General features: G+C 60.5%; 15 protein-coding genes, 1 other RNA gene and 1 pseudogene. 6 read left to right on the top strand and 11 right to left on the bottom strand.

From position 1 onward, the window contains the following. Both ftsL and rsmH read right to left on the bottom strand, forming a co-directional pair. The coding region (ftsL, locus tag VJV58_RS03565) for a cell division protein FtsL (protein ID WP_422652930.1) at nt 1-239 on the bottom strand (239 nt) is incomplete at its 3' end. A 2-nt stretch (nt 240-241) separates the two neighbouring features. Further along, a complete protein-coding gene (rsmH, locus tag VJV58_RS03560) occupies nt 242-1,237 on the bottom strand; it encodes a 16S rRNA (cytosine(1402)-N(4))-methyltransferase RsmH (RefSeq protein WP_324135966.1) in 996 nt (331 codons plus the stop codon). 555 nt (nt 1,238-1,792) lie between these two features. Here rsmH and VJV58_RS03555 point away from each other — a divergent pair. Continuing rightward, the gene (locus VJV58_RS03555; RefSeq protein ID WP_324135965.1) at nt 1,793-2,575 is read left to right on the top strand and encodes an N-acetylmuramoyl-L-alanine amidase; all 783 of its coding nucleotides are present in this window, start codon (nt 1,793-1,795) and stop codon (nt 2,573-2,575) included. 102 nt (nt 2,576-2,677) lie between these two features. On the opposite strand, the pseudogene VJV58_RS03550 reads toward VJV58_RS03555, so the two are convergent. After that, nucleotides 2,678-2,970: pseudogene (locus VJV58_RS03550) on the bottom strand (transposase); the annotation flags it as partial. A gap of 120 nt (nt 2,971-3,090) precedes the next feature. Here VJV58_RS03550 and VJV58_RS03545 point away from each other — a divergent pair. Beyond that, the gene (locus tag VJV58_RS03545) at nt 3,091-3,456 is read left to right on the top strand and encodes a RidA family protein (RefSeq protein WP_324135964.1); all 366 of its coding nucleotides are present in this window, start codon (nt 3,091-3,093) and stop codon (nt 3,454-3,456) included. Here VJV58_RS03545 and VJV58_RS03540 read toward each other — a convergent pair. Together VJV58_RS03540 and VJV58_RS03535 are read right to left on the bottom strand one after the other, a co-directional pair. After that, complete coding sequence (locus VJV58_RS03540) at nt 3,443-4,708, bottom strand: RNA polymerase sigma factor (RefSeq protein ID WP_324135967.1); 1,266 nt, start codon at nt 4,706-4,708, stop codon at nt 3,443-3,445. The genes VJV58_RS03545 and VJV58_RS03540 overlap by 14 nt on opposite strands. A gap of 70 nt (nt 4,709-4,778) precedes the next feature. Then, complete coding sequence (locus tag VJV58_RS03535; protein ID WP_324135963.1) at nt 4,779-5,129, bottom strand: YciI family protein; 351 nt, start codon at nt 5,127-5,129, stop codon at nt 4,779-4,781. Between the two features lie 146 nt (nt 5,130-5,275). Here VJV58_RS03535 and rnpB point away from each other — a divergent pair. Then, nucleotides 5,276-5,722: RNase P RNA component class A (gene rnpB / locus VJV58_RS03530), an RNA gene on the top strand. Between the two features lie 130 nt (nt 5,723-5,852). On the opposite strand, the gene VJV58_RS03525 is transcribed toward rnpB, so the two are convergent. Further along, nucleotides 5,853-6,566, bottom strand: coding sequence for a cytochrome c family protein (locus tag VJV58_RS03525; RefSeq protein WP_324135962.1), 714 nt, complete (start codon nt 6,564-6,566; stop codon nt 5,853-5,855). Nucleotides 6,567-6,640: 74 nt separating this feature from the next. Between VJV58_RS03525 and VJV58_RS03520 the strand changes: the two genes are divergently transcribed. Next, complete coding sequence (locus VJV58_RS03520; RefSeq protein ID WP_324135961.1) at nt 6,641-7,126, top strand: GNAT family N-acetyltransferase; 486 nt, start codon at nt 6,641-6,643, stop codon at nt 7,124-7,126. Nucleotides 7,127-7,274: 148 nt separating this feature from the next. Here the strand turns inward: VJV58_RS03520 and VJV58_RS03515 are convergent, their stop codons facing one another. Together VJV58_RS03515 and VJV58_RS03510 are read right to left on the bottom strand one after the other, a co-directional pair. Then, nucleotides 7,275-8,159 carry a dienelactone hydrolase family protein gene (locus VJV58_RS03515; protein ID WP_324135960.1) on the bottom strand — a complete coding sequence of 295 codons (885 nt, stop codon included), beginning with the start codon at nt 8,157-8,159 and terminating at the stop codon, nt 7,275-7,277. Between the two features lie 27 nt (nt 8,160-8,186). Then, complete coding sequence (locus tag VJV58_RS03510; RefSeq protein ID WP_324135959.1) at nt 8,187-8,912, bottom strand: alpha/beta hydrolase; 726 nt, start codon at nt 8,910-8,912, stop codon at nt 8,187-8,189. Nucleotides 8,913-9,071: 159 nt separating this feature from the next. On the opposite strand from VJV58_RS03510, the gene VJV58_RS03505 reads away from it, so the two are divergent. Continuing rightward, entirely contained in the window at nt 9,072-9,815 is a 744-nt protein-coding gene (locus VJV58_RS03505; RefSeq protein WP_324135958.1) for a sulfite exporter TauE/SafE family protein, read from the top strand. A gap of 82 nt (nt 9,816-9,897) precedes the next feature. Here VJV58_RS03505 and VJV58_RS03500 read toward each other — a convergent pair whose 3' ends face one another. Both VJV58_RS03500 and VJV58_RS03495 read right to left on the bottom strand, forming a co-directional pair. Next, on the bottom strand, nt 9,898-11,487 hold the full coding sequence (locus VJV58_RS03500) for a DHA2 family efflux MFS transporter permease subunit (RefSeq protein ID WP_324135957.1): 1,590 nt from the start codon (nt 11,485-11,487) through the stop codon (nt 9,898-9,900). A gap of 21 nt (nt 11,488-11,508) precedes the next feature. Next, the gene (locus tag VJV58_RS03495) at nt 11,509-12,813 is read right to left on the bottom strand and encodes an HlyD family secretion protein (RefSeq protein ID WP_324135956.1); all 1,305 of its coding nucleotides are present in this window, start codon (nt 12,811-12,813) and stop codon (nt 11,509-11,511) included. A 173-nt stretch (nt 12,814-12,986) separates the two neighbouring features. Between VJV58_RS03495 and VJV58_RS03490 the strand changes: the two genes are divergently transcribed. Further along, nucleotides 12,987-13,628: a TetR/AcrR family transcriptional regulator gene (locus tag VJV58_RS03490; protein ID WP_324135955.1), complete on the top strand. Its 642-nt coding sequence runs from the start codon at nt 12,987-12,989 to the stop codon at nt 13,626-13,628. A 35-nt stretch (nt 13,629-13,663) separates the two neighbouring features. On the opposite strand, the gene VJV58_RS03485 is transcribed toward VJV58_RS03490, so the two are convergent. Continuing rightward, nucleotides 13,664-14,917 carry an extensin family protein gene (locus VJV58_RS03485; protein ID WP_324135954.1) on the bottom strand — a complete coding sequence of 418 codons (1,254 nt, stop codon included), beginning with the start codon at nt 14,915-14,917 and terminating at the stop codon, nt 13,664-13,666. Nucleotides 14,918-14,978 lie beyond the last annotated feature (61 nt).

The raw sequence follows: 14,978 nt of genomic DNA, 5'->3' as shown, positions 1-14,978 counted from the left end.
TGGGTGGCGGCGATCGGCTTGAGTTGCAGGTGACGCTCGGCCAGGCCCTGGAGACGAAGCGGCGAATCGAGTTTGGCCCATTCCGCACGCAGCACCGCGATCGCATCGCGCTGCTCGCGAATCTCAGCATGCAGCCGCAGCACGCGCTCGGTGCGAGACGTGGAATCCATCTTGATCCGGTAGACGTAAGCAGCGGCGAACACCAAGGCGGCGATCACGAGGACGTGGATGATGCGCATGCTCAGCCTCCCCTCATGACATTGTCGAGGGTGGGCCAACCCGGCAATGTCGCGGCGGGATGGGCAGGCGCATCCGTGCGCTCGGCTACGCGCAGTTTTGCCGACCGCGCGCGCGGGTTTGCCGATATCTCGGACGCGCCGGGCGTCAGCGGGCGGCTGGTCAGAATACGGAAGCTGGGCGGCGCGTGAGCGAGTTCCGGCAGATGGCGCGATCCGCCGCCCGACTTGGCGCGTTCGACCAAAAAGTTTTTGACGATGCGGTCTTCAAGTGAATGGAAGGAGACGACCGCGAGCCGTCCGCCAGGCTTGAGCACTTGCTCCGCGGCCGACAACGCCAAGTGCAGTTCGTCCAGTTCCTGGTTGACGAAAATCCGCAACGCCTGAAACGTCCGCGTCGCCGGATGGATTTCACCCGGCTTCGAACGCACGACTTTAGCGACGATATCGGCCAGCGCGCGGGTGGTCAGGATGGGCGCTTGCTTGCGCGCGGCAGCGATGGCACGCGCGACCGCTCTGGAATGACGTTCTTCGCTGAAGATGTAGATGATGTTGGCAAGGTCGGCTTCGGATGCTTTCGCGATCACATCAGCCGCGGTCGGGCCGACATGGCTCATCCGCATGTCCAGCGGACCTCCAAGGCGAAACGAGAATCCGCGCTCGGGTTCATCGAGCTGCATCGAGGACACCCCGATGTCCATCACGATACCGTCCACGCCCTTAATGTCCTGTGCCGAACAAATCCCGGCGAGGTTTGAAAATCGGTCTTCTACCAGCGTCAGCCTGCCGGCCGAGCTATGTACGAGATCAAATCCAGCAGCGATCGCGGCGCGATCGCGATCGATGCCGATGACTCGGGTTCCCTGAACGCTGAGGATCGCCCTTGTGTAGCCGCCGGCGCCAAAGGTCGCGTCCACATAGATGCCGCCTTCACGCGGGCTGAGCATCTCAACGGCTTCGCGGCCGAGGACGGGAATGTGACGCGGGCCAACCGGACTCATCTGTGGACTCCAGATAAAGTCCGGATCAATGTACCGGTATTGGCCGCATCCGCGCCCATTGCGCCTCAAATCCTTCGGCTTTGCCGGGCCTCTCGTTGCGAAACCGCGCTGCCAAACATGCTTGCCAGCCGCGCGCGCTCCAAAACGCACTCCCTGATTTCCCGATGGAATTTGTTGAGCTGCCATGGGATTTCGAGCGTGCAATGGGGCATCGGCCGTTCCCCAAAACGGTTCGGCTGTTCAACTGTTCAGTAACGGCAGTTAGCGTTAAGAAAGCGTTCATGTAGCGGCTACAATGGCGTGCCGCCGGAGACGAGATTGAGGCTGAGCGGCAGTGATGCTTCCGGCACACACAGCGCCGAAAATGCGACGGTGCGCGCGGCGTCCGCGTTGCGCTGGCGGGTCGGAACGAAATAGTAAACGAGCCGAGTTTCTCAAAAATTCGATTGCCGTTCTCCTGCCCGGTTTGAGTCATCGTATGTCATTTGGTTCGTTCGCGCCTGGCGATGATTCGAGGCGTCAACGTTCCATCCCATTTCAAGGGCCAATGCGGCCATGACGAGCTTCACGCCCGATTCCTCTATCGCCTCCGATATCATCCCCTCGCTGAACTACAACGAGCGGGCGAACGGTCGTTTGCCGGACATGATCGTGCTCCATTACACGGGTATGCCGGATGTCGAAGGGGCGATCACGCGGCTCTGCACCGCCGGCACCGACGTCTCCGCCCACTACATTGTCCTCGAAGACGGCCGCATCGTGCAGTGCGTGCCGGAGAACATGCGCGCCTGGCATGCCGGTGTGGCGTCCTGGGCCGGCGAAGACGACATCAACTCCTGTTCGATCGGCATTGAAATCGTGAATCCCGGTCATGACTGGGGCTATCCGGATTTTCCGTTGCGCCAGATTGCCGCCGTCATCACGCTGTGCCGTGGAATCATGCTCCGCCGACAGGTGCCATCGCATCGCGTAGTCGCGCACTCCGATGTTGCCCCCTCACGAAAGAGGGATCCGGGCGAAAAATTTCCGTGGCATTCGCTGGCCAATTCGGGCGTGGGCCACTGGGTTCAGCCGGCGCCGATCGTGCGTGGCGAACCGCTCAAACTTGGCGCTGCGAGCGATGACGTGCGCAATCTGCAGCAGGCGCTGGCCAGATATGGCTACGGCATTCCGATCAACGGAAAATACGACGCCATCACCGCGGACGTGGTCACCGCTTTCCAGCGCCATTTCCGCCCCGCGCGCGTCGATGGCATCGCCGATCGTTCGACCTTGACCACGCTCCAGGCGCTGCTCGCAGCACTGCCGGCGGGCGCCACGGCGACCGCGGCGCAATAACTCACAGTACGAACGAGATGCGTTGCCGGCTCGTTGTCGCGGGACGGATTCAGGCTATAGCTACTCGTACTACTTTGGCAGATTTACCCACGCCACTGTTTTTCACGGCTTCGTCTTCGGCAGTGTGGGCATTGCTGAGATAGTGGTCGAAGAATGAGATCCACGATGGCGTACGGCCGGCAGGCTAGCCTGAGGCGGCGGTCCGTTGATTCTTTTTTTCGCCCCACTTGTGTGAGGTGACGATGTTGCAGGAAGGCGTAGGCGATCATGGTCATCAATGCGTGACGATGAAGACCTTGCCAGGATCGTCCCTCGAAGTGATCAAGTCCGAGTTTTTCTTTCAACTGCTGATGCGCCTATTCGCAAATCCACCGTGCCTTGATGGTGGCGGCTAGTCCGGAGCGGGTTCAAGAATGTCTCGACTTGTCTACTGAGCCTACCCTAGGTAATTCGTTAGTCTGCGGCAGCCAAACATGGCCGGCGGGCGCCCTTTTGTGTGCAAACAGGAGCGTGCAGTGGCGGTACGAAAGCTCGATCCGGAGGGTGCCAGGCGCTTCGCACACTTCAGTCAAGCGGTCTTGGTTGAGGTTCCCGGTCCCACACTCTACGTCGCCGGTCAGGGCGACGTGACCGGAGACTTCGGAATCCAGGCGCGGAAGGCCTGGACGCAAATCGAGGTCCTGCTCAATGAGGCCGGAATGACGTTGAGCGACGTGGTTAAGGTCACCGGTTATGTTGTCGATCGAAATTACGTTTCCACGTATCGCGCCGTTTTCCTGGAAGTGATGGGCGAGGTACGCCCAGCGTCCACGCTCGTCATTTGCGATTTGGTGAACCCGGCGATGCTGGTAGAGATCGAAATTGTAGCTACGAAGAACTAGCCTCGGGCCTGTCGCGATTCAATTCGGCTACCCGCCGCGCGTAAAGTCGCCGCAACGGCTCGAGCTGCGTTGCCGCGGTCGCCATCTGATAAGCCTCGCAAGCGGCCTCGCGACGGCCGAGCCGACGCAACAGATCGGCGCGGACCGCAGGCAACAATTCATAGCCCTTGAGTGCGCCGCGAGCCTCCAGCGCGTCGATCAGATCGAGCGCGCGGGCCGGCCCATCCACCATCGAAACCGCGGCGGCATGATTTAATTCGATCACCGGCGACGGACTGATGCGCAGCAACACTTCATATAAACCAGCGATCTGTTTCCAGTCGGTGTCGTGATAGTTCGGTGCGCGCGCATGCAAAGCCGCAATCGCCGCCTGAACCGCGTAAGCCTCGGGGCGGCCCGGCAAGCCCAATGCCTGTTCCAGCAATTTCAGTCCTTGGTCGATCTGCGCACGGTCCCACAGCCCGCGATCCTGTTGTTCCAAGAGCACGATGTCGCCGCCCGCGGTCTGACGTCCCGCGCGGCGGGCATCATGCAGCAGCATCAGCGCCAGCAATCCTTTGATTTCGCCGCGCGGAGGCATCAGCGCGTCGAGCAACCGGCCGAGCCGGATCGCTTCGCGCGCGAGGTCCGGTCGCATCAGGTCTTCACCAGAGGTCGCCGCATAGCCTTCGGTGAAGACCAGATAAATTACTGCGAGCACGCCGCGCAACCGAGGCTCCAGCGCCTCGCGAGCCGGCACTTCGTAGGGAATCCCGGCGAGCCGGATCTTCTGCTTGGCGCGCACCAGGCGTTGCGCCATCGCGTCTTCACCGATCAGGAAGGCGCGCGCGACCTGCGCGATCGAAAGCCCGCAAACCGTGCGCAGCGTCAATGCTACCTGAACCTCCGTAGCAAAGGCCGGATGACAACACGTGAAGATCAACCGCAGCATGTCATCGTCAAGCCCAGGCTCCTCAATGGCGCAGGTGCTTGCGGCGTTATTCAGCAACTCGTGCTGGATCGCGTTTTCCTTTCCGCGAAACGCGATTTGCCGCCGGATGCGGTCGATCGCCTTGTTGCGTCCGACATTGACCAGCCACGCCCGGGGATTAGAAGGCGTCGGATCGGCCGCAGGCCAGCGTTCCAGCGCGGTGGCAAATGCATCCTGCAACGCATCTTCCGCGAGATCGAAATCGCCGACCAGACGGATCAGCGTTGCCAGCGCCCGGCCCGCCTGGTCGCGGAATATTTTATCGATCTCTGGAGGTGTCATGGGAATGCGTTGTTGGGGCGTCATTCCGGCGTCTTTAGAGACGAGCCCGGAATGACGATTGAAGCGTGGCTCAATTATACACCCAGATCGGCCTGACCTCGATCGAGCCAAACCGGGCGCCAGGAATCCGCGCTGCAATCGCAAGCGCGGCGTCGAGATCCTTGGCCTCGACCAGATAATATCCGCCGAGCTGCTCGCGGGTCTCCGCGAACGGACCATCGGTGGTCAGTGTTTTTCCTTCACGCACGCGCACGGTCGTCGCGGTTGTGGTGGGCTGCAAACGGTCACCGGCTTTGAAATTGCCGCTCTGGATAATGGATTGGGTGAAGGCGCCGTATTCCTCCAACATCTTCTTGGCTGTTGCCGGATCGATTTTGCCGTACTCGGATTCGTTCTGGTAGATCATCAGCAGATACTGCATTTCGTAACTCCTCTTGATGGCGTGATCGCCAACAGCCAGTCGAACGCGGCAATCGCAAAACGACATGTTCAGGATAAATTATTTTAATGGTTTTCGCGGCCCGCATCGGGTTGACGCGATGGCCCAGAACCCTCATCACAGCAGGGTCAGTCGGCCGGACGGCCGCTCCCGCAAAGTCGAAAGGCTGCGGGAGAGGAAAGTCCGGGCTCCATCGACATACGGTGCCGGATAACATCCGGCGGGGGCAACCCCAGGGAAAGTGCCACAGAGAATGAACCGCTTCCGCCAGCCTTCCTCCCCTTCCGGGGAGGGATAAGGAAGGGAAGCAAGGGTGAAAAGGTGCGGTAAGAGCGCACCGCGGCTCCGGCAACGAAGCCGGCATGGCAAACCACACCGGGAGCAAGACCGAATAGGGACGGCAACGCGGAGCGTTCGCTGCGAAGCGATAACACCGCAGGGCAATGTCAGGCCCGCTGTCCGGGTAGGTTGCTCGAGGCAACGTGCGAACGTTGTCCCAGAGGAATGGCCGTCACGTATCGTCCGCGCAAGCGGGTGGTGCCCTACAGAACCCGGCTTACAGGCTGGCTGATATCTATGTGAATGAGGGGTTCGGCGCGACACGCCGGACCCCTCGCCATTTTAGAGGCGTGCTTCATCGAGCTTCGGCGCTGCAGTGACAACAGCGCGATAGCAGTTGGGCGGTGTGGGCGCGAGCTTGCCCAATCACCCGCATTTTACGGTAATGAAGGCGCTAATCTCGCCCGGTTCAGCAAAGATCACGTCCGCGCGGTCGCCCATCATTCCGGCTGCGACCAACGCCGGTGCGTTCTTTTCCGGGCCATCGCTGCTCGCGTCCGTCTTCAATCGAAGATTCCGTTCCCAGAACTTGTGGGTGTCGCCATTCGCAGTGGTGACGACGTAAGTGTCTTTGCAGTAGGTGATTTCCTGTACGCGGTCTGATGCATCAAGCTTTTTGAGATTAGGAGCTTGTCCGCCTCCCATCATCCCGCCCATGCCTCCCATTGGCGCGCCTTGCTGAGCAATCTGTGAGCCGGGCTGTGTTGCTTGTTTTAGAAACGCGAGCAAGTCGGCGCGCTGTTTTGCATCTTTGACGCCGGGAAACGTCATTTGATTGCCAGGCACGACCTGCTGCGGGTCTGTGATCCAGTCATCCAGCGTTTTCTCATTCCAAACGACGTTCGCAGATTTGAGCGCAGACGAATAGCGGCTGAAACTCTCGAGAGTTCCTGCTTTGCGATCCCATAAACCCGCCAGACTCGGGCCCGTCATGTTTTGATCGGGCTGCAGAGAATGGCATGCAGCGCAAGCCCCGAATACGCGTTGACCTCGGGCCGGATTACCTTCGGCGGCGGAGCTTTGTGATGTGATTACAAGACAGGCCAAAATCGCAAGTGCAGTTGCGTGAATGGCGTACATGGCCCACTCCTTCGACATATTGCGGACGCGACTATCAGTGGACAGTGAGGGTTGGATTACTATTCTATTGGGCGATGAAAAGCAGCAACGTTCGCTCGATACAAATTGCGCTGGAAGATCCGGGCCAGCCTGAAATCATCACGCTCATACGCGCTGGCGAGCAATATTCGGCGCAGCTTTACCCTACAGAGAGTAATCATCATCTCGCTCTCGACGCGCTGCGAGATTCAAATGTGCGGTTCTTTGTCAGTCGGGATGGGGGTCGCGCAGTCGCGACCGGCGCGCTCGTATTGCATGGCTCGTGGGCCGAATTAAAGGCGATGTGGGTCGTGCCAGACGCTCGCGGGTCAGGCGTTTCCACAGCCATCCTGGCGGCGCTCGAAGCGGAGGCGCGGAGTGAGCATGTGAGCGTCCTACGTCTGGAAACAGGCGTGCAGAATCATGCCGCCCTTGGTCTCTACACGCGAGCAGGCTTTACGCAACGAGGCCCATTCTACGACTATCAAGCTGATCCGCTTAGCGTCTTCATGGAAAAGGAACTCGACCCCTCGCCATTTTAGAAGACGAGCGATCGCGCCACCGGAAGGCACAGCGTGCGGTTCAGATCAGCACGCGAAATTAATGAGGCTGGCCCGTTAGCAACCTTCCTGGCTGCCCTCGCAGGCGCGCGCCTAATCCCAACATTGATGCGTCGTAAGCGTCGGGCACTCAGTTACTCAGTTGCGAGGCCAGAAAATCATGCATTTCCGAAATTGAGCGCGCCGCCGCGTCCGCATCATATTTGAGCCAATGGCCAAACAATCGGATACCAGCGCGCAGCGTCGGAACGTCGAATGCATGATAAGCACCGGGATAGACGACAAGCTTGACCGGTGCTCCGTTGGCCGCGCGCAGCGCCATCCACCGTTCGCAATCAATAGCCGGAGTCCAATCGTCAAGTTCGCCGATCAGGATTATGGTTGGGAGAGCCAATTGTTTGGATGCAACGCCGCATAGCGGATAATAGGCGACGGCGGCCTTGAACTTGAGATCGTCCGGAATGTCGAAAAGCTTGATGCTCTGCGTCGAAGCTAGCCGCAGCGCAACGATGCCCCCCTGCGATGATCCTACAACCGCGATTCGCTTCGCATCGACGGACGGCAGACTGGAAAGATAGAGCAATGCCCCCAAGGCGTCGGCTTGCCGCGGTGGCATTCCTCCATGGCAGGCTTCCTTGATGCCGCGGCTGGTAAAGCTATCAACGGCAAGGGAGACATACCCCCAGCCCGTCAGCAGAGCACCTATTCGGGCGCGGGTGGTGCTGGACAGCCCACTACAACCGTGGAGATAGACGATCGCAGGGAACGGACCTGCTCCGTCGGGCTTGGAGAGGTAGCCTTCAATCGTCGTCGGCAGCTTTGCTACCGTCTCGCCGCGCTCAATAGCCTGACGCTGCTGGACTTGCCCCAGGACATAAGGCGCACTCTCGAATTTGACCAATTCCTCGGCGCGGGCGCGACTAGTCTGGCCACAAAGCGCAATCATGAGGGCCATCGTGCCGAGGCATGAGGTACGCAATGCCTTTGAGACAGTTCGGGAAGTGAGTTCGGGCATGCTCCATCTAAGCCCAGCGTAGGCGAACTAGCCAGCGTCCACGCGTGAGGCCGTGGCGATCTTCTGCAGCAAACTCATCAGCGCCTCCGGTGCGGTGACATGGGGCGAATGGCTGGCGTCCATCTCGAAATAGCGCCAGCCCGGCTCGCTTTTGGCGCGGCTGGCAAATCGGGCGAATGTGTCCGCGGGCGTGATCCGCGTGGCGTAGATATAGCTGCGCGGCAGCTTTAGCGGGCCGCCATGCAGCTTGAGCTTCGTCTCAAAGCATCTGATCGGCATGTCGACGCGGCGCTCGCTCAACCATTCCAGATCGGCCGGCGCGGTGTCCGGCGGCGTCGGATTGGGCGGGACGCGCCAGCCGTCGCTCGCCCTGGCGAGTTCCTGCATCCGCGGCCGCGCCGATTCATTCAGGTCAAGCAGCGACTGGCCCTCGTCGGGCACGAAGGCGTCGAGATATATCAGTTGCGAGACGCGGTCGCGCGCGCGGTCGGCAACGGCAGTTGCGACCATGCCACCATAGCTGTGGCCGATCAGCACGAAATCGCGCAGGTCCTCGTATTTGATGACATTGAGGATGTCCTCAATGTGAGTCTCGAGACCGATCGACTTATCAGCGAGATGAACCCGCTCGCCAAGACCGGTGTAGGTCGGCGTGATCAATCGATGACCCGCCGCGCACATCAGCGGATGCATTTTCTTCCATGCCCAACCTGCCGACCATGCGCCGTGGCAGACCAGAAAGGTTGCTCCCATGATGTTTCCTCGCTAGCTATCGCAACGGCAACGCTATAACGCACAAACCAGTCCTCGCAAACTCGGCCGATTTCGTTCCAGCGTGCGAGGAAAAACCCGCCCCTATTCCGGTTCGCGCATCAAGTCGCGCTGGAATAATCCAGGAAATCGCGAACGCCCATGACAACGGCAACGCTTGCGCTTCTGTTTTTCGGCGCTTTTGCCGGGGGATTCGTTTCCGGTCTTGCCGGCTTCGGCACCGCCCTGACGGCGCTGGCAATCTGGCTCTATGCGTTGCCGCCTTCGCTCGCGGTGCCGCTAGTGCTGATCTGTTCGATCGTCGCGCAAACTTCCACAATGCACTCGATCTGGCGGTCGATCGATTTCCGCCTGGCCGCGCCATTTCTGATTGGCGGAGTTGCGGGCGTGCCGCTCGGGACACTGATGATCGCCCACGCCGATCCCGAGGTGTTCAAGTTGAGCGTCGGCGTGCTGCTGCTGGTGTTTCCGACTGCGCTGTATTTCAATCCGGCCCCGATCGTTCCAAAGTTCGGAGGCCGGCCTGCGGACGGTGTTGTCGGCTTTGCCGGCGGAATTCTTGGCGGGCTTGCCGGATTGTCCGGCCCGCTTCCGATCTTGTGGGCCAATTTGCGGGGCTGGGGCAAGGACGAGCGGCGCGGCATTTTCCAGACGTTCAATTGGACTATCCTCAGCGCCTCGTTGTGCATGCAGGCGGGTAGCGGCTTGCTCGGCATCGACGTGCTGAAGCTCGCGATACTGGCGTTTCCGGCCACGCTGTTCGGCGCCTGGATCGGCGCGCGAACCTATCATGGATTGAGCGACAAGAATTTTCGCGATCTCGTGCTTGGACTGTTGTTCCTGTCCGGCCTCGGTCTGGTGTGGAGTATTTTGGGCCTCCACTGAACGTCAGTGCATGCCAACTGTTCCGACAGCTTATTCGTCTGACGTTCGTCACGCGAACCGGACCGACTTCGCTCGAAACGCTTTAGTGCGCCGCCGGTTCGGTCGATGCCGAGGCAGGTTTTTTCAGCAGCATGACCATCAGCGACAGGCAGACATAAAATAAAGTCAGCATGAAAAAAGCATCGCCATATCCCATCACCACCGCCTGGCGGTGCACGATCTGCGATAGCTGCTTCAACGCCATGAGTGCGGAGTCGCCCATGCCCTGTAGCCGCTGCGCCAACATATTGAGAGTTTCGGTCGCGGTGGCGTTGCCCCAGGTCACCCTGTCGTGAAGCCGAGCGATGTGGAGGTCGGTGCGATCGTTAAGCACCTGGTTGATGACGGCAAGCCCCACAGCGCCGCCGAGATTGCGCGTCAGATTGAACAGCCCCGATGCGTTCTTGACGCGATCCGGCGGCAAGGTGCCGAGTGCGATGGTGTTGGTCGGCACCATCGCCAGCATCATGCCAATGCCGCGCAGGATCTGCGGCAGCAGTAACTCGTAGAAGTCGTAATCGCGGGTGATCCACGTCATCTGATACGATCCCGCGGCAAAGATGATGAGGCCTGTTGCGATGATCAGGCGCATGTCGATCCGCAGCATCAATCGCCCGACAATCGGCGCGGTGAGGAACATAGTGATGCCGGACACGAACATGGTCTCGCCAATCATCAGCGCGCTGTAGCCGCGCACCTCGGCGAGATAGCGCGGGTACATATAGGTCAATCCGTAAAGGCCGATGCCGACGCAGAACGAGATCAGGCAGCCGATCCCGAAGTTGCGATCCGCAAATGTCCTGATATCCACAATAGGTTCTTGCGCGGTCAGGACCCGGTAAAAGAACGCGATCGCGGAGACTGCGCAAATGGCCGCGCAAGTGGCGACTGAAGTATCCTGCAGCCACTCATATAGCGGCCCTTCCTCGAGCACGTATTCGAGCGATCCCAGGAACCCCGCCATGAAAATGAGGCCCCACCAGTCGAACCGCTGCAGCAGCGCAAAATTCGGAGAATCGAAATCGACCAGGGCCAGCACGCCAACCGTGATCGCGATGCCCGGAATGATATTGATGAAGAACAGCCAATGCCACGACATCGCGTCGGTGATGTATCCGCCCACCGTCGGGCCAATGGTTGGCGCCAGCGTGGCGACCAGGCCGATGATGGGGCCGACGATGTAGAATTTCGAGCGCGGGAAAACCGTGTAGGCCGAAGCGAACACAGTCGGTATCATGCCGGCGCCAAGAAACCCCTGCAGGGCTCGCCACAGGATCATCTGTTCGATCGTCGAAGCCAGCCCGCACAAGAAGCTCGCGATCGTGAATCCGGAGGCCGAAATCGCAAACAGCAGCCTGGTGCCGAACGCCCGCGAAAGGAATCCGGACAGCGGAATCGCGATCACTTCGGCGATCAGATAAGCGGTCTGCACCCAGGACACTTCGCTCGAACTGGCCGAAAGGCCCGCCTGGATCTCGCTGAGCGAGGCCGAGACTACCTGGATGTCCAGAATCGACATGAACATCCCGAACACCATGATCAGGAACGCAAACAGCCGGCGCGGCGGAATGCGCTCGGAAACCGCGGCTGCTTCAACCGTGGCAGGAGATCGGGTGCTGGTTGCGTCAGCCATTACCCCTCGCGCTGTTGCTGCTCAGTTTCGAGCGGCGTTGCCCGCGCCGACCATTCCCGGCGCGTCGAGATCGGCTTCGCTGTCCGCATCCTGAGCACCCTTGCGGGTATCGACGGTGGCATAAACCGACATTCCCGCGCGGAGCAGGCTCTGCTTCGCGACATCTTTCGGCACCCGGATGCGTACCGGAAGCCGCTGCACGATCTTGGTGAAGTTGCCGGTCGCGTTGTCTGGTGGCAGCAGGGTGAACACTGATCCGGCCGCCGGAGAGATGCTGTCAACGGTTCCGGCAAATTTGCGATGGCCATAGGCATCGACCGAGATTGTCACCGGCTGGCCCGGACGGATGCGCTTGAGCTGCGTTTCCTTGAAATTGGCGTCGACGAACACGTCATTGAGCGGCACCACGTTGCCGAGCCGCTGCCCCATCGTGACGAAGTCCCCGATATTGACCAGACGATTGGAAAACGTGCCATCGACCGGTGCCCGTACACTCGTGAAATCGAGATCGCGTTCCGCCTTTGCGAGCGAGGTCTGCAATTCGGCCAGTTGTGCCCGCGCCTCCGCTTGCTGCGCCTTGGTGACTTCGACGTTGTCGCGCGCGGCGTCATAAGCAGCCTGCGCCGCCTTAACCGCCGCGATGCCCTGGTCCCGCCCGGCTTCGGAAACCTCGAAGGTGGCGTGCGAGGCAAATCCTTTCGCGCTCAGCGCCTGCTGTCGCTCGAAATCGAGATCGGCGCGCTTCTGAGCAGCTTCGGCGGAGGCAAGCTGCGCCTTCGCCTGCTCGACCGCGCTTTCGAGCGCGGTCGCCTGACGGCCGATCCGCTCGATGGTCGCCTGCTGGGTCGCGATCTTGCTGCGCGCGGAATCCACCGCAATCCGGTAATCGCCATCATCCACCCGCAAGATCACGTCGCCGGCGTGGACCAGTGCGTTGTCGCCCGGAAGGATCGCCGCGACATGGCCCGACACCCGCGCGCCCAACGTGGTGTTATTGGCGCGCACATAAGCATCATCCGTCGAGACGTAAAACCGTCCGACCAGCGCGTAGTTCACGGCGTAGATTGCCGCGGCGATCGCCACCAGCGCGGCGATCGTCATCATGACCAGCTTGCGCTTGCCTGATTTCGCTCGGAGAGAAACAACGGCAGACATCGGCTTTTCCGCCCCCGGCTTTTCGATCGTCGGAGCAACCGGCGTGTCGGCGGGGTGACGCGCGACGGTCTCTTCCGAAGCCCCGCCAAACTGGTCGGCTGGAGCCGCGGCGGATTCCTGCTCCGGATCGCTTCGAATAATGCGTGCGGCCTGCTCTCTCGCTGCGGCCATAATGACGGCCTCCCATTGAACATTACGGCGCAAAATGCGGGGAGCTGACCGCTCCCTTAACTTAAATTAACATTGACCGAACGGTTCGGTCAAGATACGTTGCCGGAGATCATAACCGTCTTTTCTGCTTGCGGGCGTCTCGCGCATTGAATCTTTCCGGAATAGCTAAACCAATGGTTGCAACCGACCGCACAACAATCCCCCTCCTCGGGGAGGAAGACAGCTCCAAGCGCCGGCAGATTCTGGACGGTGCCAGCAAAGTTTTCCTGGATCTCGGATTCGACGGCGCCAGCATGGGCGAGATTGCGCGCGCCGCTGGCGTGTCGAAGGGAACGCTGTACGTCTATTTCGCTGACAAGAACCGGCTGTTTGAAGCCATTGTCGAACGTGAAATGCTCGAGCAGCAAAAAAATGCGTTCAATTTCGACCCCGAACGCGATGCCTCCACCACGTTGCGGGAGTTCGGGCAGGCGTACATCGAATTGCTTTGCCGTCCGGGCGGTGGCTCCGCGATACGAACCGTGATGGCGATCGCCGAGCGAATGCCGGAGGTGGGGCGGCGCTATTATGAAAACGTGCTGGCCCAAACGATTGGTCGGCTTGCCACTTATTTTCAGGCGCGTGTCGGCGTCAAGGAGCTTGCGATACCCGACTGCCAGCTTGCCGCGTCCCAATTCATGCAGATGTGTCAGGCTTCGCTATTTCTGCCGTTTATTTTCCAGGCCGCGCCGCCGCCCTCCTCCGACCGCATCGCAAATGTCGTCGAAAGCGCCACCAGGATGTTTTTGGCGGCCTACCAAACCAGCACGCGTTGATCGCGAGCGCCGGCTGATAGCGGCCCCTCGCTCAACTATTCGTCCTCGAACTCGTCTTGCTCGTTGCTGCCCCCGCTTTGCCGGCGTCGATGCGAGGTGCCTCTGCTGCCGAGCGATCCCGTCACGAACGGATCGCGTGAGGCATAAGGATTGCGCCGCGCGGCTCGCGCCGCGACCTCCTCGCCCGACGCGGCCGAAGGCTCACAAATCACCCGCTGGCTGGCGCGACGCATCAGATCGACATGGATATGATCGTAATGGTAGGCATTTGAACCCGGAGCCAGCACTGTCGAGAACTCCTGGCATGCGGCGGCCTGCACGTCACGCAGAAAGCCCTGCTCTTCCGGAAGTCCCCTCCAGCCTTCTTTCACCGAGATGTGCCGACCATCCGCTAGCGCAAAGCCGGCGATATCAAGCGCGTTGCCGAACGCGTGCTCGGAAATATGCGCGTAGGAATTACCGTTCATGCCGCGACAGGAATACGCGGAGATCTGCTTGATCTCGACGACGCGCGCGCCGAACCAGCGTGCCGCGGCCGGCTGAACGGAATCGGCAAGCCAGCGATCGAGCGCCGAGACGATCGGACACGCCAGTGTCGCGGCTGGCCTGACTGCGACCGGGCCGAACGCGGCGACCGAATTGCCCGAAGGCCCGAGCCGCGGGATCGACTGCGGCTGTGGCAAACGCGTGAACGTATCGCGATTAACCGGGTAAGCCGATGCGGGCCCGCTTGGATAGGCCGGTGCCGCCGGATACGGCCCGGGATTGAACGCACCTTCGGACGGCAAATCGATTTCATTTTGCTCGGGCGCAAGGCCAGGTGCAGACAGTGAAATCGGGGCATTGGAAATTTGACCGTTGGAAATCGGACCGGCTGAAATCGGACGATTGGAAATCGGTCTATCACGCGCCGAATCGTAGCGCGGCTGAGCCAGCGAATTGTTCGAATAAGGCGATCGCGGTGGCGGCTGCGAGACGGGCCAGCGCGGCTGGATGCCGATATTGCCGGGCGGCCGCAGCTCTTCATCAGCAAATCCGAAGCTTCCGCTGCTTTCGCCGAGCGCTGCGACCTTGAGCGGAAATTCGGCCCCGCAAACGCCTGGACCGGAAATCGGGCTGATCCGCACCAACTCGGGACTCTCTTTTACCGCGCCGGATTTCAGGCACGCGATTTCGGCCTCGGCCCGCCACGGCTCACGTTCCGCGAATTGAAAAAATCCACGGCCGCAGCCCGCCATCGAGACAAGGACGAAGGAGCCGACGAGATACAAACGAACTCCGCGCGTCATGCGCGCAGGTTCGGTGAATTTATTTAAGGACTCTTCAACGGATTGATTTCACGACTCTTTA

Origin of the sequence: Bradyrhizobium sp., assembly GCF_035273305.1 — a bacterium.
Classification (GTDB): Bacteria; Pseudomonadota; Alphaproteobacteria; order Rhizobiales; family Xanthobacteraceae; genus Bradyrhizobium.
This window is presented reverse-complemented; position numbering and strand designations above follow the sequence as displayed.